The sequence below is a fragment of the Pseudomonas brassicacearum genome (genome assembly GCF_003732225.1).
Lineage (GTDB): Bacteria > Pseudomonadota > Gammaproteobacteria > Pseudomonadales > Pseudomonadaceae > Aquipseudomonas > Aquipseudomonas brassicacearum_E.
Map to the genome: position 1 here is coordinate 113760 of NZ_MOBJ01000006.1, position 21382 is coordinate 135141.

Consider the following 21382-nt stretch of genomic DNA (forward strand, 5'->3'; position numbering starts at 1 on the left):
AAGGCGCTTTGCTTAAACTCCGTCAGTGCTTATCTTTCAGCCTTCCGTATAAAGATGCCCACACGCGCCCAATGGTTGATCATTCAATGCAATCCTCTGCTTCCCGTCATCCCCGTCGCTGGCTATTCGGCCTGCTGGTCCTGTTGGTCATTGCCGGCCTGTGCTGGAAGTTCTGGCCAGGCGGTACGGCTCACAAAGACGCCCCTGCAGCAAAAGCAGCGGCGGGGCATGTCGGCAAGTCTGGCGGGATGCGTCCGGGTTTCGGTGGTGCCACAGGACCGGTCCCGGTTCGGGTCGCGCCAGCTGTGGTGGGTGATTTCCCGCTGTACTACAAGGCCCTGGGCACAGTGACTGCACTGAACACCATTAATGTGCGCAGCCGCGTGGGCGGCGAATTGGTGAAGATTGCGTTCGAAGAAGGGCAGATGGTCAAGGCCGGCGACCTGCTCGCCGAGATTGACCCGCGTCCTTACCAGAATGCCTTGCTCCAGGCCGAAGGCACGTTGTTGCAGAACCAGGCACAGTTGAAAAACGCACTGGTGGATGTAGAGCGCTATCGCGGCTTGTATGCACAAGACAGTATCGCCAAGCAGACCCTCGATACCGCAGCAGCACTGGTCGGCCAGTACCAGGGCACGGTCAAGACCAATCAGGCGGCGGTCAACGACGCCAAACTCAATCTGGAATTCACCAAAATCCGCGCCCCGATTACCGGGCGCGTCGGTCTGCGGCAGCTGGACGTCGGCAACCTGGTGGCCGCCAATGACACCACGTTCCTGGCGGTCATCACCCAGACCCAGCCGATCAGCGTGGTCTTCACCTTGCCGGAAAACAGTCTCGACACCGTACTGGCCCGCTACCACTCAGGTGCCAAACTACCGGTTGAGGCCTGGGATCGGGGCGACACCCAATTGCAGGCCAGCGGTGTCTTGCAGAGCCTGGATAACCAGATCGATACCACCACCGGCACGCTGAAGTTCAAGGCACGTTACGACAACCGCGATCTTGCGCTGTTCCCGAATCAGTTCGTCAACGTCAGACTGCTGGCCGACACCCTCAAAGGGGTGGTGCTGGCGCCTTCGGCGGCTATTCAGTTCGGCACCAACGGCACCTTCGTCTATGCGCTGGACGGTGACAAAAAAGTCACCATTCGCCCGTTGAAAATCGGCGCCAGCGATGGCGACAACACGGTGATCAAGGAAGGCTTGAAAGCCGGTGATCGGGTGGTTCTGGAAGGCACCGATCGCCTCAAGGAGGGCAGTGAAGTCGAGGTGGTCAACGACAGCAACGCCGTGCCAGCGACCCCGACCCCGACCGAAAGCCAGGGCCCATCGGCAAACGCCGCGACTGATCCGAAAGCCACTGGCAAGGCGCACAAGGGCCGCGCATGAACATCTCGCGTCTGTTCATCCTTCGCCCGGTAGCCACTACCCTGAGCATGCTGGCCATCGTTTTGGCCGGCCTGATCGCCTACAAGTTGCTGCCGGTATCGGCACTGCCTCAGGTCGATTACCCGACCATTCGGGTCATGACCCTGTACCCGGGCGCCAGTCCGGATGTGATGACCAGTGCGGTCACCGCGCCACTTGAGCGTCAGTTCGGGCAAATGCCCGGCCTGACCCAAATGGCCTCGACCAGTTCCGGCGGTGCCTCGGTGCTGACCCTGCGCTTCAGCCTCGACATCAACATGGACGTCGCCGAGCAGCAGGTGCAGGCGGCGATCAACGCGGCGACCAATCTGTTGCCCAAGGACTTGCCAGCACCGCCGGTGTACAACAAGGTCAACCCGGCGGACACCCCGGTGCTGACCTTGGCGATCACCTCCAAAACCATGTTGCTGCCCAAGCTCAATGACCTGGTCGACACGCGCATGGCGCAGAAAATCGCCCAGATCAGTGGCGTCGGCATGGTCAGCATTGCCGGCGGCCAACGTCAGGCCGTGCGGATCAAGGTCAATCCTGAAGCCCTGGCGGCCAACGGCTTGAACCTCTCGGACGTGCGCACCTTGATCGGCGCGTCCAACGTCAACCAGCCCAAAGGCAACTTCGACGGTCCGACCCGGGTCTCGATGCTCGATGCCAACGATCAGTTGACCTCGCCCAAGGACTACGCCGAACTGATCCTGGCCTATAAGAACGGCGCGCCGTTGCGGCTCAAGGATGTCGCGCAGATCGTCGACGGTGCCGAGAACGATCGTCTCGCCGCGTGGGCCAACGAAAACCAGGCTGTGCTGCTGAACATCCAGCGCCAACCGGGTGCCAACGTGATCGAGGTGGTCGACCGGATCAAGGCTTTATTGCCGAGCATCACCGATAACCTGCCGGCCGGCCTCGACGTTACCGTGCTGACCGACCGTACCCAGACCATCCGTGCGTCGGTGACCGACGTGCAGCACGAACTGCTGATCGCCATCGCCCTGGTGGTGATGGTGACATTCCTGTTCTTGCGCCGTGCCAGCGCGACCCTCATTCCGTCGATTGCGGTGCCCTTGTCGCTGATCGGTACTTTTGGCGTGATGTACCTGGCCGGTTTCTCGGTCAATAACCTGACGTTGATGGCGCTGACCATCGCCACCGGTTTTGTGGTGGACGACGCGATCGTCATGCTGGAAAACATTTCGCGCTTCATCGAGGAGGGCGACAGCCCGTTGCAGGCGGCGCTCAAGGGCGCCAAACAGATCGGTTTCACCTTGATCTCGCTGACGCTGTCGCTGATCGCGGTTCTGATTCCGCTGTTGTTCATGGCCGACGTCGTTGGGCGGCTGTTCCGCGAGTTTGCGATTACCCTGGCGGTGGCGATCCTGATTTCCCTGGTGGTTTCCCTGACCTTGACGCCAATGATGTGCGCGCGGTTGCTCAAGCGTGAACCCAAGCCAGAAGAGCAGGGCCGCTTCTACCGGGCCAGCGGTGCGTGGATCGACTGGCTGATCGCCGCCTACGGGCGCAAGTTGCAGTGGGTGCTCAAGCATCAGCCGCTGACCTTGCTGGTGGCCATCGCCACTCTGGGCCTGACGGTGTTCCTGTATATCGTGGTGCCGAAGGGCTTCTTCCCGGTGCAGGACACCGGGGTGATCCAGGGCATTTCCGAGGCGCCGCAGTCGGTTTCCTTTGCCGCCATGAGCCAGCGTCAGCAGGAACTGGCCAAGGTCATTCTGGCCGACCCGGCGGTGCAAAGCCTGTCGTCCTACATCGGCGTCGACGGCGACAACGCCACCCTGAACAGCGGGCGATTGCTGATCAACCTCAAGCCGCACAAAGACCGCGACCTGAGCGCGGCCCAGGTGATCACCCGGTTGCAGCCGCAGCTGGACAAACTGGTGGGTATTCGCCTGTTCATGCAGCCGGTGCAGGACTTGACCATCGAAGACCGGGTCAGCCGTACGCAGTATCAATTCAGCATGTCGTCACCGGATGCCGAGCTGCTCGGCCTGTGGAGCGGACGACTGGTCGAGGCGCTGGCCAAGCAGCCAGAGCTGACCGATGTTGCCAGTGATTTGCAGGACAAGGGCTTGCAGGTCTATCTGGTGATCGACCGCGATGCGGCTTCGCGGATCGGGGTTTCGGTGTCGAACATCACCGACGCGCTGTACGACGCTTTCGGCCAGCGCCAGATCTCGACCATTTACACCCAGGCCAGCCAGTACCGCGTGGTGCTGCAGGCACAGGATGCCCAGAAGATCGGCCCGCAGGCGCTGGAGCAGATTCACGTCAAGACCACCAGCGGTGGTCAGGTGCGGTTGTCCAGTCTGGCCCACGTCGAAGAGCGCCAGGCGCAGTTGGCGATTGCGCACATCGGCCAGTTCCCGGCGGTGATGATGTCTTTCAACCTTGCGCCCGGCGTGGCGTTGGGCCAGGCCGTCGAACTGATCAACAAGGTGCAGAAGGATATCGGCATGCCGCTCGGCGTGCAGACGCAGTTTCAGGGCGCGGCTCAGGCGTTCGAGGCCTCGCTGTCGAGCACCTTGCTGCTGATTCTGGCGGCGGTGGTGACCATGTACATCGTGCTCGGCGTGCTTTACGAGAGCTACATTCACCCGATCACCATTCTCTCGACCTTGCCGTCGGCGGCGGTCGGCGCCTTGCTGGCGTTGATCCTCAGTGGCAATGACCTGGGCATGATCGCGATCATCGGCATCATCTTGCTGATCGGTATCGTCAAGAAGAACGCGATCATGATGATCGACTTCGCCCTCGACGCCGAGCGCAATCAGGGCATGGACCCTGCCACGGCGATTTACCAGGCCGCGCTGCTGCGTTTCCGGCCGATTCTGATGACCACGCTGGCCGCGTTGTTCGGCGCTGTGCCGCTGATGCTCGCCACTGGCTCCGGTGCGGAGTTGCGCCAGCCACTGGGTCTGGTGATGGTCGGCGGTTTGTTGGTGAGCCAGGTGCTGACGTTGTTTACCACGCCGGTTATCTACCTGTATTTCGACCGCCTCGGTCGGCGCTGGCGGCGTGCGCCTGAGCGTCTGGAGCCGGTAGAACAGCCATGAACCTGTCCGGACCTTTCATCCGTCGGCCGGTAGCGACCATGTTGCTGAGCCTGGCGATCATGCTGCTGGGCGGTGTGAGTTTCGGCTTGCTGCCAGTGTCGCCGCTGCCGCAAATGGACTTCCCGGTGATCGTGGTGTCGGCGAGCCTGCCGGGCGCAAGCCCCGAGGTCATGGCGTCTACCGTGGCAACGCCGCTGGAGCGATCCTTTGGCGCTATCGCCGGGGTCAACACCATGAGCAGCCGTTCCAGCCAGGGCTCGACCCGGGTGATCCTGCAATTTGACCTGGACCGCGACATCAATGGCGCGGCACGTGAAGTGCAGGCGGCAATCAACGCCTCGCGCAACCTGCTGCCCAGCGGGATGCGCAGCATGCCGACCTACAAGAAGGTCAACCCGTCCCAGGCGCCGATCATGGTGCTGTCGCTGACCTCGGATGTGCTGGAAAAAGGTCAGCTCTACGACCTGGCCTCGACCATCCTTTCGCAAAGCCTGTCTCAGGTGCCGGGTGTCGGCGAAGTGCAAATCGGTGGTAGCTCGTTGCCGGCGGTACGTATCGAACTTGAGCCACAACTGCTGAACCAGTACGGCGTAGCGCTGGATGACGTGCGCAACACCATCGCCAACGCCAACGTGCGCCGGCCCAAAGGCTCGATCGAAGACGATCAGCGGATGTGGCAGGTACAGGCCAACGACCAGTTGGAGAAGGCCAAGGATTATGAACCGCTGATCATTCGCTACCAGAATGGCTCGGCGTTGCGCCTGAGTGATGTAGCCAAGGTCCGCGACAGCGTCGAAGACCGCTACAACAGCGGTTTCTTCAATGATGATGCGGCGGTGCTGTTGGTGATCAACCGTCAGGCCGGTGCCAACATCATTAAAACGGTCAACGATATCAAGGCACAGTTGCCGGCCTTGCAGGCGGTATTGCCGGCAAGCGTCAAGCTGAACCTGGCGATGGACCGTTCACCGGTGATCAAGGCGACCCTGCACGAAGCGGAAATGACCCTGCTGATTGCCGTGGCGCTGGTGATTCTGGTGGTATTCCTGTTCCTCGGTAACTTCCGCGCGTCGTTGATCCCGACGCTGGCAGTGCCGGTGTCGCTGGTCGGTACGTTCGCGGTGATGTACCTCTATGGCTTTTCGCTGAACAACCTGTCGCTGATGGCGCTGATTCTGGCCACCGGGCTGGTGGTGGACGATGCCATCGTGGTGTTGGAAAACATCTCGCGGCACATCGACGAAGGCATTGCGCCGATGAAGGCGGCGTACCTGGGCGCCAAGGAAGTCGGTTTTACCTTGCTGTCGATGAACGTCTCGCTGGTGGCGGTGTTCCTGTCGATTCTGTTCATGGGCGGGATCATCGAGAGCCTGTTTCGTGAGTTCTCGATCACCCTGGCGGCATCGATCGTCGTGTCGCTGGTGGTCTCGCTGACCCTGACGCCGATGCTCTGTGCCCGCTGGCTGAAGCCCCACACGCCAGGCGAGGAAAACCGTTTGCAGCGCGCCAGCCGGCGCGCCAACGACTGGATGGTCAAACACTATGCCAGCAGTCTGGATTGGGTATTGCGTCATCGGCGGCTGACGCTGCTCAGCCTGTTTATCACCATTGGCGTGAACGTCGCCTTGTATGTGGTGGTGCCCAAGACCTTTCTGCCGCAGCAGGACACCGGCCAACTGATCGGTTTTGTCCGTGGTGACAACGGCCTGTCGTTCAACGTCATGCAGCCGAAAATGGAAGTCTTCCGCCGTGCGGTATTGAAAGACGATGCCGTGGAAAGTGTCGCCGGTTTCATTGGTGGTACCAACGGCACCAACAACGCCTTCATGCTGGTGCGCCTGAAGCCGATCAAGGAACGCAACATTTCTGCGCAGAAGGTTATCGAGCGCATGCGCAAGGAAATGCCCAAGGTCCCGGGTGCCCAATTGATGCTGATGGCCGACCAGGACTTGCAGTTTGGCGGTGGCCGCGAACAGACCACCTCGCAATACACCTACATCCTGCAAAGCGGTGATCTATCGGCGTTGCGCGAGTGGTACCCGAAAGTCGTCGCGGCGCTCAAGGCGCTGCCCGAACTGACCGCCATCGACGCCCGCGAAGGGCGAGGTGCCGCGCAGGTGACGCTGGTGGTCGACCGCGATCAGGCCAAACGCTTGGGGGTAGATATGTCCATGGTCACGGCGGTGCTGAACAACGCTTATAGCCAACGGCAGATATCGACCATTTACGACAGCCTGAACCAGTATCAGGTGGTGATGGAGGTCAATCCGAAATACGCTCAGGACCCGATCACCCTCAATCAGGTTCAGGTGATCACCGCTGCTGGCGCGCGGATTCCGCTGTCGGCGATTGCCCACTATGAAAACAGCCTGGAAAACGACCGGGTCAGCCATGAAGGGCAGTTCGCTTCCGAGAGCGTCTCCTTTGATATGGCCGAAGGCGTCACCGTTGAACAAGGCTCGGCCGCCATCGAACGGGCGATTGCCAAATTGGGGCTGCCGGAAGAAGTGATCGCCAAGATGGCCGGCACCGCCGACGCCTTTGCCGCGACCCAGAAGAGTCAGCCGTGGATGATCCTCGGAGCGCTGGTGGCGGTGTATCTGGTGTTGGGCGTGCTGTACGAAAGTTACGTGCACCCGTTGACCATCCTTTCGACATTGCCTTCGGCGGGCGTCGGTGCGTTGTTGTCGATCTATGTGCTGGGCGGCGAGTTCAGCCTGATTTCGCTGCTCGGGCTGTTTCTGTTGATCGGTGTGGTGAAGAAAAACGCCATTCTGATGATCGACCTCGCGCTACAGCTTGAACGCCATCAGGGCATGGAACCGCTGGAGTCGATTCGCAGTGCGTGCCTGTTGCGCTTGCGGCCGATTCTGATGACCACCCTGGCGGCGATTCTGGGTGCCTTGCCCTTGTTGCTCAGCACCGCCGAAGGCGCGGAAATGCGCCAGCCATTGGGTCTGACCATTATTGGCGGGTTGATTTTCAGCCAGGTGCTGACGCTTTTCACCACCCCGGTGGTTTACCTCTATCTCGACCGTTTGCGCCATCGGGTCAACCGCTGGCGTGGGGTTCGTACCGATGCTTCTCTGGAAACTCCGCTATGACTGACCGTTGCCTGTTCAACCTCGACGCACCGATGGCCCGGCGCCTGGTTTCGGCCCGCGGCTCGCGCTTGCTGAGTCTTTCGCTCAGCGTCTTGATGCTCAGTGCCTGCGCCATTGGTCCGGATTATCAGCGTCCGCCAGTGGCCGAGCCTGCACAGTACAAGCAGGCAGAAGGCTGGCGTCAGGCGACTCCGAGTGACTCATTGGCCCGTGGCGCCTGGTGGGAACTGTACGGTGATCAGCCGCTCAACGGGCTGGTCGAGAAACTCAACGGTGCCAACCAGACCGTTGCCCAGTCCGAAGCCCAATACCGTCAGGCTCAGGCGTTGGTCCGCAGTGCCCGAGGTGCGTTTTTTCCAACGGTTGATCTGAGCGCCGGGAAAACCCGTTCGAGTCAGGGCACCGGTAGCAGCAGTTCAAGCCTGAGCAGTACCAGCAGCGGCATCCGCGACACCTATAACACCCAGCTTGGGGTGAGTTGGGAAGCGGACGTCTGGGGCAAGTTGCGTCGCGGTCTGGAAGCCGATAAGGCCAGCGCCGAAGCGAGTTTTGCCGACTTGGCCGCGATGCGCCTGAGTCAACAATCGGAGCTGGTGCAGAACTACCTGCAGTTGCGGGTGATCGACCAGCAAAAGCGCCTGCTGCAAGCCACGGTCGAGAATTATCAGCGTTCGCTGCAAATGACCGAGAACCAGTACCGCGCCGGCGTGTCCGGCAAGGACGCGGTGGCCCAGGCGCAAACCCAGCTGAAAAGTACTCAGGCCGACATGGTCGATCTGATCTGGCAGCGTGCTCAGTTCGAGAACGCGATTGCGGTGCTGATCGGCTTGCCACCGGCTGAATTCAATCTGGCCGAAGCCCAGACCATTCCAGCATTGCCGCAGGTTCCGCTGAGCCTGCCTTCGCAACTGCTGGAACGGCGCCCGGACATCGCCTCGGCCGAGCGTTCGGTGATCGCCGCCAACGCCAACATCGGCGTGGCCAAAGCCGCTTACTACCCGGACCTCACTTTGAGTATGGCCGGCGGTTACAGCAGCAGTACCTATTCCAACCTGATCAGCTTGCCGAACCGTTTCTGGTCGGTGGGCCCCAAGCTTGCCATGACCTTGTTCGACGGCGGCCAGCGTTCGGCAGAAGTCGACCGCAGCGAGGCGGTATACGACCAGACCGTGGCCAAGTATCGGCAAACCGTGCTCGACGGGTTCCGCGAAGTCGAAAACTACCTGGTGCAGCTCAAGGTGCTGGAAGACGAAGCGGCGGTGCGTCAGCAAGCACTGGACTCGGCTCGCGAGTCGTTGCGCCTGACCCTGAACCAGTACAAGGCCGGGTTGATCGCCTACCTCGACGTAGTGGTGGTCCAGGCCACGGCCCTGAGCAACGAGCGTAGCGTACTGACCTTGCAGCAAAGCCGGTTGATTGCCAGCGTGAATTTGATCGCCGCGTTGGGTGGTGGCTGGGATGGCCAGTTGCAGATCAGCGAAAAAGACTAGGAAAGAGCGCTTGATGCCAGTCAGTTAAGGAGTGCCAGGCTCGGCACATTCCCAGTAGCAGCTGGCGAAGCCTGCGTTCGGCCGCGAAGCGGTCGTGAAATCAGGCCATGCGGTCTTTCAGATTAATCGTGCAAGCAGGATTTACGAGTGCTACGCACCCGAACGCAGCCTTCGGCAGCTGCTACGGATTGCGTCACTTTGCTGTCACCCTTACTGCCTGTAAGGGCATGCTCTGCCTTGTTTCAGACTGTCCGTCGCGCTAATGGCCTTTTGATTACTTTGTGAGTGCGTTCGTGAATGGAATCAGTACAATCGCGCACTTTGCCCCCACCAGCATGGATGCACATCGACGGGGCGACCACGAGAAGTTCTGATGCTCATCGGTAGCTATTCCCCCGCCCTGGTTCTGATCTCCCTCTGTGTGGCGATTCTTGCCTCCTATACCGCCCTGGACCTGACCGGACGCATCGCAACGGCCAAAGGCCGGGCGGTTCATCTATGGACGGCGGGTGGTGCGTTGGCCATGGGGGTGGGCGTATGGTCGATGCATTTCATTGGCATGCTGGCGTTCAGGCTGCCGCTGATCCTCGGGTACGATATCGGCATCACCTTTTTGTCGCTGGTGATCGCTATTCTGTCCTGCGGGTTTGCGTTGTGGCTGGTCAGTCAACCGCGTTTGCCGGGCTGGCAACTGGCGTTTGGCGCATTGATCATGGGCGCGGGCATCAGTGGCATGCACTACACCGGTATGGCCGCCATGCGCATGCAGCCAGGCATTGATTACGATCCGACATTGTTTGGCGCCTCGTTGGTGATTGCGGTCGGCGCTTCGGCCGCGGCGTTGTGGATCGCCTTTCGTTTGCGCCAGAACACCCCGTATGTGCGCTTCGCTCGTGGCGGCGCAGCCATCGTCATGGGCTTCGCCATTGTTGGCATGCACTACACCGGGATGGCGGCAGCGCAATTTCCCGAGGGCAGCTTTTGTGGCGCCGCACTCGACGGTTTGAGCGGCAAGGGCCTGGACAACCTGGTACTGATCACTACCCTGGCGGTGTTGAGCATCGCGTTGCTGACTTCAATCCTCGATGCACGTCTTGAAGCACGCACTGCCGCGTTGGCCAACTCACTGACCCTGGCCAACCGCGAACTCACCCAACTGGCGTTGCACGACACCCTGACCGGGTTGCCGAACCGTGTATTGCTGGCCGATCGCATCGACCAGGCGATGCATGTGGTACAGGAGCAGGGCGGTTGTTTCGCGTTGATGTTCATCGATCTGGACGGCTTTAAACCGGTCAACGATGCTTTTGGTCACCACATGGGTGACCAGTTGCTGCGCGAAGTCGGCGTGCGTTTGCGCGAGGACCTGCGCAGCCAGGACACGCTGGCGCGAATTGGCGGGGATGAATTCGTCTTGCTGGTGCAGCTCGCCGAACCCGACGATGCCTTGCGTCTGGCAGCGCGTCAGGTTGCCTTGATCTCGCGCGCCTTCCGGGTCGCTGAGCACGACTTGCAGATCTCTGCGAGCGTTGGCATTGCCGTTTACCCTGGCAACGGACAGACTCCGCAAGAACTGTTGATGAACGCCGACGCGGCGATGTATCACGCCAAGGGCGCGGGCAAGAATGGCTACAGCTTCTTCGATGCCTCGATGAACACCAACGCCCGCAAGCAACTGCAAATGCTTCAGGATTTGCGTAATGCGCTCGAGCAACAGCAATTCAGCTTGCACTACCAACCCAAGTTTGACGCCAGCAATGGTCTGCCAATCGGTGCCGAGGCCTTGTTGCGTTGGGAGCACCCAACCCAGGGCATGCTGCTGCCGGACAAGTTCATCGAGCTTGCGGAGAAAACCGGGCTGATCATCCCGATCGGCGATTGGGTGCTCAATGAGGCGTGCCGGCAAATGCGCATCTGGCACCTTCAGGGTTACACCAACTGGCGCATTGCGGTGAATCTCTCGGCGTTGCAGTTCTGTCATGTCGGGTTGGTCCAAAGCGTCGCCAACGCCCTGGCCATCCACGGTTTACCGGCCAACAGCCTGACTCTGGAAATCACCGAAACCACCGCCATGAGCGATGCCGACGCGAGCATGACAGTGCTCCAGCAGCTCTCGGAAATGGGCGTTGACCTGTCCATTGACGACTTTGGCACCGGTTATTCGAGTTTGATGTACCTCAAGCGCCTGCCGGCCAATGAGCTGAAGATCGACCGTGGTTTTGTCCGCGACCTGGAGCGCGACAGTGATGATGCGGCGATTGTCTCGGCCATCGTCGCTCTGGGTCAGGCATTGGGTTTACGCATCGTCGCCGAAGGCGTGGAAACCGATGTGCAACAGGACTTCCTGACTCAGCTCGGCTGTGATTCGTTGCAGGGCTACCTGCTCGGCCACCCGTTGCCGGCCGACAGGTTCATGGTCGACATTCACCGGGCCGAGCAATTGGCAACAGGCTGAACTCCACCCGTAGCAGCTGCCGAGCCTGCGAGGCTGCGTTCGGCTCGGTCCGCGCTCGGGCGAAGCAGTCGTAAAGCCTGTATGCACGGTCACCCTGAAACACCGCAGCGTCTGAATTCACGGCCGCTTCGCTGCCGAACGCAGCCTTCGGCAGCTGCTACGGGAGTTGTGTTGGTCGTGAGTCCATGCAAAACCCGGCGCTGGCGGGTATCCTTGCGGCGCAAGGCTTCGGGTTTGAATGGGGGAATCAGCATGGACAAAGTTATCGTCATCACCGGCGGCGGTCGTGGTATTGGTGCGGCCACGGCGCTCCTGGCCGCTGAGCAGGGCTATCGAATCTGCATCAACTACCAGGCCGACGAACAGGCTGCGCAACACGTGCTCGAACAAGTCCGCGCGCTTGGCGCCCAGGCGATTGCGGTACGCGCTGACGTCAGTATCGAAGACGAAGTGATCAGCCTGTTCCATCGCGTCGACACCGAGTTGGGTCGCGTCACCGCTTTGGTGAACAACGCCGGTACCGTTGGGCAAAAGTCGCGGGTCGACGAAATGTCCGAGTTCCGCATTCTGAAAATATTGAAAACCAACGTCCTGGCACCGATCCTCTGCGCCAAGCATGCACTGCTGCGCATGTCACCCAAACATGGCGGGCAGGGCGGTAGCATCGTCAACGTGTCCTCGGTCGCCTCGCGCCTCGGCTCACCGGGTGAATACGTCGACTACGCAGCCTCCAAAGGCGCGCTGGATACGTTCACCATTGGCTTGTCCAAAGAAGTCGCCGGCGAAGGCATCCGCGTCAACGCCGTACGTCCCGGCTATATCTACACCGACTTCCACGCCCTGAGCGGCGACCCGGATCGGGTCAGCAAGCTTGAGTCAGGCATTCCCATGGCCCGCGGCGGCCGCCCGGATGAAGTGGCCGAGGCGATTATCTGGTTGCTGTCGGACAAGGCTTCTTATGCGACCGGGACGTTTGTGGACCTGGGTGGCGGGCGCTGAGGTTTTAGATTTTCGTTGTCAGGCCTGGCCTCTTCGCGAGCAAGCTCGCTCCCACATTGGTTTTGTGTACGCATCGATCCAGTGTGGGAGCGAGCTTGCTCGCGATGGCAATCCATCAAACGACATAGAGCTATCAGAAGGATCTAACAATCCTGCCTAAGGTATCCATCGCCTTCTCGGCATCCTCGGTCCACGGGCTGCCGTAATTCAACCGAATACAGTTCCTGAACCGCTGGGTCGGTGAAAAGATCGGTCCCGGCGCAATGCTGATCCCTTGGGCCAGGGCCATCTGGAACAGCTTCAACGAATCCATTTGCGCTGGCAGTTCCAGCCACAGGAAGTAGCCGCCGGCCGGTTGGCTGACGCGGGTCTGTGTCGGGAAGTAGCGGGCGATGGCGGCCAGCATGGCGCTTTGCTGTTCTTCGAGGGCGTAGCGCAGTTTGCGCAGGTGACGGTCGTAGCCGCCGTGTTGCAGGTAATCGGCGATAGCCGCCTGGGCCGGCATCGAGGCGCAAAGCGAGGTCATCAGCTTCAGGCGTTCGATTTTCTGCGCATAGCGCCCGGCGGCAACCCAGCCGATGCGGTAACCGGGGGCCAGGCTTTTGGCGAACGAGCCGCAGTGCATCACCAATCCCTCGGTGTCGAAAGCTTTGGCCGGTTTCGGCGCTTGCTGGCCGTAATAGAGTTCGGCGTAGACATCGTCTTCGATCAGCGGCACCTGATGGCTGCGTAACAGCTCGACCAACTCCTGTTTCTTGGCCTCGGGCATGGTCGCGCCCATCGGGTTCTGGAAACTGGTCATGCACCAACAGGCTTTGATCGGGTGGCGTTCAAGGGTTTGCGCCAGCACACCGAGGTCGATGCCGTCGCGCGGGTGCACAGGGATTTCCACGGCTTTGAGCTTGAGTCGCTCAAGCACTTGCAGGCTGGCGTAGAACGCCGGTGCTTCGATGGCCACCAGGTCGCCGGGTTCGGTCACCGCTTGCAGGCACAGGTTCAATGCTTCGAGTGCGCCGTTGGTGATCAGCAATTCTTCCATGGGCAACATCAGGCCGCCGACCATGTAGCGCAGGGCGATTTGCCGGCGCAATTGCGGATTGCCCGGCGACATGTCGGTCACCACCATTCGTGGGTCCATTTCCCGGGCGGCACTGGCCAACGAGCGAGACAGCCGTTGCAACGGGAACAGCGTCGGGCTCGGGAAGGCCGAGCCGAAGGGTACGGTGTTCGGGTCCTTGATCGAGTCGAGCACCGAGAACACCAGTTCGCTGACGTCGACTTCGGTGGACTCGCTGACCTGGCTGCTGATCACCGGCTCCGAGAACGGACTCGGTGCGTGGGTGTTGACGAAGTAGCCGGAGCGCGGCCGGGCGCGGATCAGCCCGCGACGTTCCAGCAGGTAGTAGGCCTGAAACACGGTGGACGGGCTGACCCCGTAAGTCTGGCTGGCGTAACGCACCGAGGGTACGCGCTGGCCAGGGCCGAGCACCCCGGAGCGGATCAGTTCAGCAATGTCGTCAGCGAATTTTTCGTAGCGTTTCATCGGATGCCCGGGTTGGTGTCATTCAGAAAACAATGTAGGAGCTGCCGCAGGCTGCGATCTTTTAGGCTCTGCATCTTAAAGGCTCAACGATTCAACGGTGCAACAAAACGGCTTTGCGCCACGCTGTTCACAGAAGGTTCATCGCTGTCGGTGATCTTGAAGCTGATCTTTTGTGAACTGCTGCTTGGCTTGTCGGTGGTCATGGCCACAGACACCGGCACATCAACAATCTCTCCCGGTGCCAGGCTCAGCTCGGTCCGGCCCTGCAACTGGAAACCATCGCCGTCCACCAGGGACAAACGATAGTCCTGCCGCAGCTGGGTTTTGTTGATGACTTTGAGGCTGTAGATGTTTTCGATCTGCCCCTGGCTGTTTTCGCGAAACAGGCCACGGTCCTTGCTGACGTCCAGTGAAACCATCGGTCGCTCCATCAGCGCCAGTACCAACGCACCGATCATCACCACCAGCACCGCGCTGTAGCCGATCAACCGAGGCCTGAGCAGGTGGGTCTTGCCACCTTGCAATTCATGCTCGGAGGTATAGCTGATCAGGCCACGGGCGTAGCCCATTTTGTCCATGATCGAATCGCAGGCATCGATACACGCCGCGCAGCCGATACATTCCATCTGCAAACCGTCGCGGATGTCGATGCCGGTCGGGCAGACCTGCACGCACAAATGACAGTCGATGCAATCGCCCAGCCCCACGTCGGCCGGCTTCACCTCGCGCTTGCGCGGGCCACGGCTTTCGCCACGGGCGGCGTCGTAGGAGATGGTCAAGGTGTCTTTGTCGAACATCACGCTCTGAAACCGCGCATACGGGCACATGTGCATGCACACGGCTTCACGCAGCCAACCCGCATTGATGTAGGTCGCGCCAGTGAAGAACAGCACCCAGAACAGACTGACCCCACCCATTTGCAGGGTCAGCAGTTCATTGGCCAGTGGGCGAATGGGGGTGAAGTAGCCGACAAAGGTCAGGCCGGTCAGCACGCTGATGGCCAGCCACATTGTGTGCTTGGCCGAGCGACGCAGCAGTTTGTTCAGGCCCCAGGGTGCGGCTTGCAGCTTGATCCGCTGGTTGCGCTCGCCCTCGGTGACTTTTTCGCACCACATGAACAGCCAGGTGAAGGAACTCTGCGGGCAGGTGTAACCACACCAGACTCGCCCGGCGAACACGGTGATCGCGAACAGGCCGAACGCGCAGATGATCAGCAGCGCCGAGAGCAGGATGAAATCCTGTGGCCAGAAGGTCGCGCCGAAGATGTGGAATTTGCTTTCCGACAAGTCCCAGAGTACGGCCTGTCGGCCACCCCAGTTCAGCCATACGGTGCCGAAAAATGCCAGAAACAGAAACCCCGCACCGCTCAGACGCAAGGTGCGGAACAAACCGGTGAAGCTGCGGGTGTGAATCTGGTTGTCGCTGGACTTGGCCTTCATCTTTGGACGCGAAGGCTCGAATGTTTCTACTAATCGGACGGGGATTCTATCGCTCATGGTCTTTCGCTCATCAGCCTCCATCAGGCAGATGAACTATGACCACCGATCTGTTTGCATAACAGACTCAGATATTGGATTAAAAAGCGGATCAGATGCGTATCTGATCCGCCCCTGCGACAACTTGATGCACCCCGGCAGGCGCGGCAATCGTGCCTATCTCAGGCGTCTGCGGCGGTCTGTGATCTGCGTCAGTCAAATCACCGAATCACTGCGGGTTACCTTCAGATGCCTTCGACGACCGGTGGCACCTGCTACGGTTAATGCTTCGGCTTCTGCTTCGGTGATGTACGCTCGGCAAACATCCAGTTGAACTTTTCCCGCGGCCGGGTGCTCGGAACCTAAGTGGTGGCATGCAGGCAGTACACGATCAAGCACAAGTGCGTCCATGGGACGCAAGGGGCGATGCTCGATGACGACTGAAAAACCGACTGAACTGCAGTACAACCCGCAACTGCCACTGTCGCAGGCATTGCTGCTGCCGCGGATTGTTATCGAAAACACCATGCCGGTGATTGATGGCGGCCAGTTTGCGGCCAAGGCCATCGAAGAGCAGGCCGTGACGGTGACCAGCAAGGTTTTTGCCGACGGCCACGACACGCTGGCGGTGCGCGTGCGCTGGCGCGCCGAGGCTGATTCGATCTGGCAAAGCGAAGTGATGACCGATCTGGGCAATAACGCCTGGCAAGGCCAGTTCAGCGTCGTTGCACCGGGGCAGTACCGGTTTTGCATTGAGGCCTGGATCGATCAGTTCGCCAGCTTCTGTCATGAGTTGGAGAAAAAGCATGTTGCGGGCGTGCCGGTCAGCCTGGAGCTGCAAGAAGGGCGCACCCAGGTGCTGCAAGCGGCGGAGCGCAGTGACGGTCAGTTGAGCGAGAAGCTTGCGGCGCTGCACCATGAGCTGGTCGGGCTGCTCGAAATCGAGCAGGTTGCGCTGTTTCTGCACCCGCGCAGTGCCGGGTTGATGGCCGAGGCCGATAACCGTCCTTATCTCAGTCTGAGTCCGGAGTACCCGCTGGACGTCGAGCGCGAACGTGCGCAGTTCGCCAGTTGGTACGAGCTGTTTCCTCGCTCGATCACCGACGATCCGGCGCGTCACGGTACATTCAACGATGTGCATTCACGCCTGGCGATGATCCAGGACATGGGCTTTGACGTGCTGTACTTCCCGCCGATCCACCCGATTGGTCGCAGCTATCGCAAAGGCCCCAACAATTCCCTGACCGCCGGCCCTGATGATCACGGCAGCCCGTATGCCATTGGCGGTGTCGAAGGCGGGCACGAGGCGATTCATCCGCAGTTGGGCAGTCGCGAGGACTTCCGTCGTCTGGTTGCGGCGGCCGCCGCGCATGGGCTGGAGATCGCCCTGGATTTCGCCATTCAATGTTCCCAGGATCACCCGTGGCTGAAGCAGCATCCGGGCTGGTTCAACTGGCGGCCGGACGGCACCATCAAATACGCCGAGAATCCACCGAAGAAATACCAGGACATCGTCAACGTCGACTTCTACGCCAGCGAGGCGATCCCCAGTCTGTGGCTGGAGTTGCGGGACATTGTGGTCGGCTGGGTCAAGGAGGGGGTGACGATGTTCCGCGTCGACAATCCCCACACCAAACCCCTGCCGTTCTGGCAGTGGTTGATCGCTGATGTGCGGGCGCTGTATCCCGAGGTGATTTTCCTCGCCGAGGCGTTCACCACCCCGGCGATGATGGCGCGTTTGGGCAAGGTCGGTTACTCCCAGAGCTACACCTACTTCACTTGGCGCAACACCAAGCACGAGCTGGCGACTTATCTCACCGAGCTGAACCAGTCTCCTTGGCGCGAGTGTTTCCGGCCAAACTTTTTCGTCAATACACCCGACATCAATCCGGGTTTTCTCCACGACTCGGGCCGCGCCGGGTTTCTGATCCGGGCGGCGCTGGCGACCATGGGTTCGGGCCTGTGGGGTATGTATTCGGGGTTTGAGCTGTGCGAGTCGGCGCCAGTGCCGGGCAAGGAGGAGTACCTCGATTCCGAGAAGTATGAAATCCGCGTCCGGGACTTCAACGCGCCAGGCAACATCATCGCCGAGATTGCCCAGCTCAACCGCATTCGCCGACAGAATCCGGCGCTGCACAGCCATTTGGGTTTGCAGGTCTACACGGTGTGGAACGACAACATTCTGTACTTCGGTAAGCGCATTGCCGATGGCAGTAACTTCATTCTGGTGGCGGTCAGCCTCGACCCGTTCAACGCCCAGGAGGCACATTTCGAATTGCCGCTGTGGGAGATGGGCTTGCCCGACGACGCCGTGACTCAGGGGGAAGACCTGATGAACGGCCACCGCTGGACCTGGTATGGCAAAACCCAATGGATGCGTATCGAACCGTGGAACCAGCCGTTCGGGATATGGCGGATATCGGTTTAGCCGCACCCACAGGTCCTCACTGTACTCAGGAGTTTCCAATGGCGAAGAAACCCAGGTCAGCCACCTTCAGCAACGACCCGCTCTGGTACAAGGATGCGGTGATCTATCAGGTTCACGTAAAGTCTTATTTCGACTCCAATAACGACGGGATTGGCGATTTTCCCGGTTTGATCGCCAAGCTGGACTACATCGCCGATCTGGGCGTCAACACCATCTGGCTGCTGCCGTTCTACCCCTCGCCACGTCGCGATGACGGCTACGACATTGCCGAATACCGTGGCGTGCACCGCGATTACGGGACCCTGGCCGACGTCAGGCGCTTTATTGCCGAGGCCCATCAACGCGGTTTGCGGGTGATTACCGAGTTGGTCATCAACCACACCTCGGATCAACATCCCTGGTTTCAGCGTGCGCGCAAGGCCAAGCCAGGATCAAAGGCGCGGGACTTTTATGTCTGGTCCGATGATGATCAAAAGTACGACGGCACACGGATCATTTTTCTCGACACCGAGAAGTCCAACTGGACCTGGGACCCGGTGGCCGGCCAGTACTTCTGGCACCGTTTTTATTCGCATCAACCGGACCTGAACTTCGACAACCCGCAGGTCATGAAGGCGGTGCTCTCGGTGATGCGCTACTGGCTGGACCTGGGCATCGACGGCCTGCGCCTGGATGCAATTCCCTACCTGATCGAGCGCGACGGCACCAACAACGAAAACCTGCCCGAAACCCACGACGTGCTCAAGCGGATTCGTGCCGAGATCGACGCCCACTACCCGGACCGCATGCTGCTGGCCGAAGCCAACCAATGGCCGGAAGACACTCAGTTGTATTTTGGTAAAACAAAGAGCGGAGATACCAAGGGTGATGACGGCGACGAATGCCACATGGCCTTTCACTTCCCGTTGATGCCACGCATGTATATGGCGCTGGCCCAGGAAGACCGTTTTCCGATCACCGATATCCTGCGCCAGACCCCGGAGATCCCGGCCAACTGCCAATGGGCGATTTTCCTGCGCAACCATGATGAGCTGACCCTGGAGATGGTCACCGACAAAGAGCGCGATTACCTGTGGAACTACTACGCGGCCGACCGCCGCGCGCGGATCAACCTCGGCATTCGCCGGCGCCTGGCACCGCTGATGGAACGTGATCGGCGCCGCGTCGAGTTACTCAACAGCTTGCTGCTGTCGATGCCGGGGACGCCAACGCTGTACTACGGCGACGAAATCGGCATGGGCGATAACATCTACTTGGGTGACCGCGATGGGGTGCGCACGCCGATGCAGTGGTCGATCGACCGTAATGGCGGATTCTCCCGCGCCGACCCGGCGAGTCTGGTGCTGCCGCCGATCATGGACCCGCTCTACGGTTACCTGTCGGTGAACGTCGAAACCCAGGCTGTCGATCCGCATTCACTGCTGAACTGGACCCGGCGCATGCTGGCGATCCGCAAACAGTCCAAGGCGTTCGGCCGAGGCAGCTTGAAAATGCTCTCGCCGAGCAACCGGCGAATTCTTGCCTATACACGGGAATACACCGGTGATGATGGCAAACACGAAATCATCCTCTGCGTGGCCAACGTCTCGCGCAGTGCCCAGGCGGCCGAGCTGGACCTTTCGGCCTTCGCTGGCATGGTTCCCGTGGAAATGCTCGGCGGTAATGCTTTCCCGCCGATTGGCCAGCTCAACTTTCTGCTGACCCTGGCGCCGTATGGTTTTTACTGGTTTGTGCTGGCGGCGGAAAATCAGATGCCGAGCTGGCACGTCGAACCTGCGCAAAGCCTGCCGGACTTCACCACCCTGGTACTGAAAAAGCGCATGGAAGAGCTGCTCGAAGCACCGTCACGCACCATTCTGGAGCAAAGTTCGCTGCCGAGTTGGTTGCACAATCGACGTTGGTTCGATGGCAAGGACTCCAGTATCGAAACAGTGCACATCGTCTACGGTGTGCGTTTTGGTGATCCGCAGCATCCGGTGCTGTTCAGCGAAATCGATGTCACCAGCGATGGTCAGACCAGTCGTTATCAGTTGCCGTTCGGATTTCTGGCTGAAGACCAGGTCGGCGCTGCATTGCCGCAGCAGCTTGCCTTGGCGCGGGTGCGGCGCGGACGGCAGGTCGGCCTGGTGACGGACGCTTTCAGTCTAGACACGTTCATTCGCGCGGTGTTGCAGGCGATGCAGGGGCACACGGTGCTGGCCGCAAGTGACGGCGAGATTCGTTTCGAGCCGACCGCCGAGCTGGCGGAACTCGGTCTGGGGGCTGACTCTGACGTGCGCTACCTGTCGGCCGAGCAATCCAACAGCTCCGTGGTGATTGGTGGCAGTCTGGTGCTCAAGCTGATCCGCAAAGTGGCCAGCGGCGTGCACCCGGAACTGGAGATGGGCGCGTACCTGAGCGCTGCCGGGTTCAAGCACATTTCACCGTTGCTCGGCTCGGTAACCCGTCGCGATCTGCAAGGCGAAGACACTCTGTTGATGATCGCCCAAGGCTATCTGAGCAATCAGGGCGATGCCTGGGAATGGACCCAGAACAACCTTGAACGGGCGATTCGCGATGAGTTGGCCGAGGCGATGTCCGAGCAGGAACAGCACTACAACGCGCTCGGTGAATTGAAAGATTTCGCTGGCATGCTCGGTCAGCGCCTTGGAGAAATGCACGTGCTATTGGCGGCACCCAGTGACGACTCGGCGTTCAATTCACGGGTCACCACACACAAGGATCAGCAGGCATTGGCGAAAGCGATCGGTGCGCAGCTGGAGCATGCCTTGCAGTTGCTTAAGCAGCATCAGGCCGGGCTGAGTCCGGGGGATCAGGTGTTGGTGGTGCGTTTACTGGAGCAGAAAAAAACCATCCTCAAGCACATTCAGGAATTGGCGGCGAAAGCGGTGGGCGGTTTGCAGATGCGCGTCCACGGTGATTTACACCTGGGCCAGGTGCTGGTGATCAAGGGCGATGCCTACCTGATCGATTTCGAAGGTGAACCGGCGCGGCCGTTGCATGAGCGAAGGGCTAAACACAGTCCTTACAAGGATGTGGGTGGCGTACTGCGCTCGTTCGATTACGCGGCGGCAATGGCGCTGAACGGGCAGGGCGTCGACGGCAGCGGGCAGACGCTGGCGGCACGTCAGCGGGTGACGGAACGTTATTTGCGTGAGTCCACGCTAGCGTTTGTTCAGGCGTATCGGCAGGCAGCAGCTAGTCTTGCTCATGCATGGCAAGACCCTGAGGCCGAAGACGCCGCACTGACGTTGTTCAGCCTGGAGAAGGCGGCCTATGAAGTGGTGTATGAAGCCGAAAATCGTCCCGCATGGTTGCCCGTGCCATTGCACGGTCTGTACGGGTTGTTGAGTGGACTCAAACCCTTTTCCTATAGCGGTGGAGAGCAGTTATGAA

The 21382-nt window shown here is 60.2% G+C and carries 10 protein-coding genes and 1 pseudogene; 8 read left to right on the forward strand and 3 right to left on the reverse strand.

What is annotated here, in order from left to right; all coding sequences use genetic code 11:
* Nucleotides 1-71: 71 nt before the first annotated feature.
* The 6 genes from BK659_RS07435 to BK659_RS07460 all read left to right on the forward strand — a co-directional run bounded on the left by BK659_RS07435 (nucleotide 72) and on the right by BK659_RS07460 (nucleotide 12540).
* Nucleotides 72-1391 (forward strand): MdtA/MuxA family multidrug efflux RND transporter periplasmic adaptor subunit, encoded by a 1320-nt coding sequence (locus BK659_RS07435; protein WP_123424443.1) that lies wholly within the window; start codon nucleotides 72-74, stop codon nucleotides 1389-1391.
* On the forward strand, nucleotides 1388-4492 hold the full coding sequence (locus tag BK659_RS07440; RefSeq protein WP_123424444.1) for an MdtB/MuxB family multidrug efflux RND transporter permease subunit: 3105 nt from the start codon (nucleotides 1388-1390) through the stop codon (nucleotides 4490-4492). Before BK659_RS07435 ends, BK659_RS07440 begins: the two co-directional genes overlap by 4 nt.
* Nucleotides 4489-7596 carry an efflux RND transporter permease subunit gene (locus tag BK659_RS07445; protein WP_123424445.1) on the forward strand — a complete coding sequence of 1036 codons (3108 nt, stop codon included), beginning with the start codon at nucleotides 4489-4491 and terminating at the stop codon, nucleotides 7594-7596. The genes BK659_RS07440 and BK659_RS07445 overlap by 4 nt, the downstream gene beginning before the upstream one ends.
* Complete coding sequence (locus BK659_RS07450) at nucleotides 7593-9086, forward strand: efflux transporter outer membrane subunit (RefSeq protein ID WP_123424446.1); 1494 nt, start codon at nucleotides 7593-7595, stop codon at nucleotides 9084-9086. The genes BK659_RS07445 and BK659_RS07450 overlap by 4 nt, the downstream gene beginning before the upstream one ends.
* A 373-nt stretch (nucleotides 9087-9459) precedes the next feature.
* Nucleotides 9460-11541, forward strand: a complete 2082-nt coding sequence (locus tag BK659_RS07455) for a putative bifunctional diguanylate cyclase/phosphodiesterase (protein WP_123424447.1) — start codon at nucleotides 9460-9462, stop codon at nucleotides 11539-11541.
* A gap of 252 nt (nucleotides 11542-11793) precedes the next feature.
* Nucleotides 11794-12540, forward strand: coding sequence for an SDR family oxidoreductase (locus tag BK659_RS07460; RefSeq protein WP_123424448.1), 747 nt, complete (start codon nucleotides 11794-11796; stop codon nucleotides 12538-12540).
* Nucleotides 12541-12673: 133 nt separating this feature from the next.
* On the opposite strand, the gene mapR is transcribed toward BK659_RS07460, so the two are convergent.
* From mapR to BK659_RS27905, 3 genes and pseudogenes are all read right to left on the reverse strand, one after another.
* Entirely contained in the window at nucleotides 12674-14083 is a 1410-nt protein-coding gene (mapR, locus tag BK659_RS07465; RefSeq protein ID WP_123424449.1) for a GntR family transcriptional regulator MpaR, read from the reverse strand.
* Nucleotides 14084-14166: 83 nt separating this feature from the next.
* Complete coding sequence (gene ccoG / locus BK659_RS07470; RefSeq protein WP_123424450.1) at nucleotides 14167-15579, reverse strand: cytochrome c oxidase accessory protein CcoG; 1413 nt, start codon at nucleotides 15577-15579, stop codon at nucleotides 14167-14169.
* Nucleotides 15580-15774: 195 nt separating this feature from the next.
* Nucleotides 15775-15879 (reverse strand): annotated as a pseudogene (locus BK659_RS27905) (DUF3203 family protein); the annotation flags it as partial.
* A 112-nt stretch (nucleotides 15880-15991) separates the two neighbouring features.
* On the opposite strand from BK659_RS27905, the gene BK659_RS07480 reads away from it, so the two are divergent.
* Complete coding sequence (locus BK659_RS07480; RefSeq protein ID WP_123424452.1) at nucleotides 15992-17986, forward strand: alpha-1,4-glucan--maltose-1-phosphate maltosyltransferase; 1995 nt, start codon at nucleotides 15992-15994, stop codon at nucleotides 17984-17986.
* A 38-nt stretch (nucleotides 17987-18024) separates the two neighbouring features.
* A complete protein-coding gene (treS, locus tag BK659_RS07485; protein WP_123424453.1) occupies nucleotides 18025-21381 on the forward strand; it encodes a maltose alpha-D-glucosyltransferase in 3357 nt (1118 codons plus the stop codon).
* The last annotated feature ends 1 nt before the right edge of the window (nucleotide 21382 follow it).

Bases quoted from the DNA above. Each gene is read 5' to 3' on its own strand.
- BK659_RS07435 (WP_123424443.1), top strand. From the start codon at position 72: ATGGTTGATCATTCAATGCAATCCTCTGCTTCCCGTCATCCCCGTCGC.
- BK659_RS07440 (WP_123424444.1), top strand. From the start codon at position 1,388: ATGAACATCTCGCGTCTGTTCATCCTTCGCCCGGTAGCCACTACCCTG.
- BK659_RS07445 (WP_123424445.1), top strand. From the start codon at position 4,489: ATGAACCTGTCCGGACCTTTCATCCGTCGGCCGGTAGCGACCATGTTG.
- BK659_RS07450 (WP_123424446.1), top strand. From the start codon at position 7,593: ATGACTGACCGTTGCCTGTTCAACCTCGACGCACCGATGGCCCGGCGC.
- BK659_RS07455 (WP_123424447.1), top strand. From the start codon at position 9,460: ATGCTCATCGGTAGCTATTCCCCCGCCCTGGTTCTGATCTCCCTCTGT.
- BK659_RS07460 (WP_123424448.1), top strand. From the start codon at position 11,794: ATGGACAAAGTTATCGTCATCACCGGCGGCGGTCGTGGTATTGGTGCG.
- mapR (WP_123424449.1), bottom strand. From the start codon at position 14,083: ATGAAACGCTACGAAAAATTCGCTGACGACATTGCTGAACTGATCCGC.
- ccoG (WP_123424450.1), bottom strand. From the start codon at position 15,579: ATGAGCGATAGAATCCCCGTCCGATTAGTAGAAACATTCGAGCCTTCG.
- BK659_RS07480 (WP_123424452.1), top strand. From the start codon at position 15,992: ATGACGACTGAAAAACCGACTGAACTGCAGTACAACCCGCAACTGCCA.
- treS (WP_123424453.1), top strand. From the start codon at position 18,025: ATGGCGAAGAAACCCAGGTCAGCCACCTTCAGCAACGACCCGCTCTGG.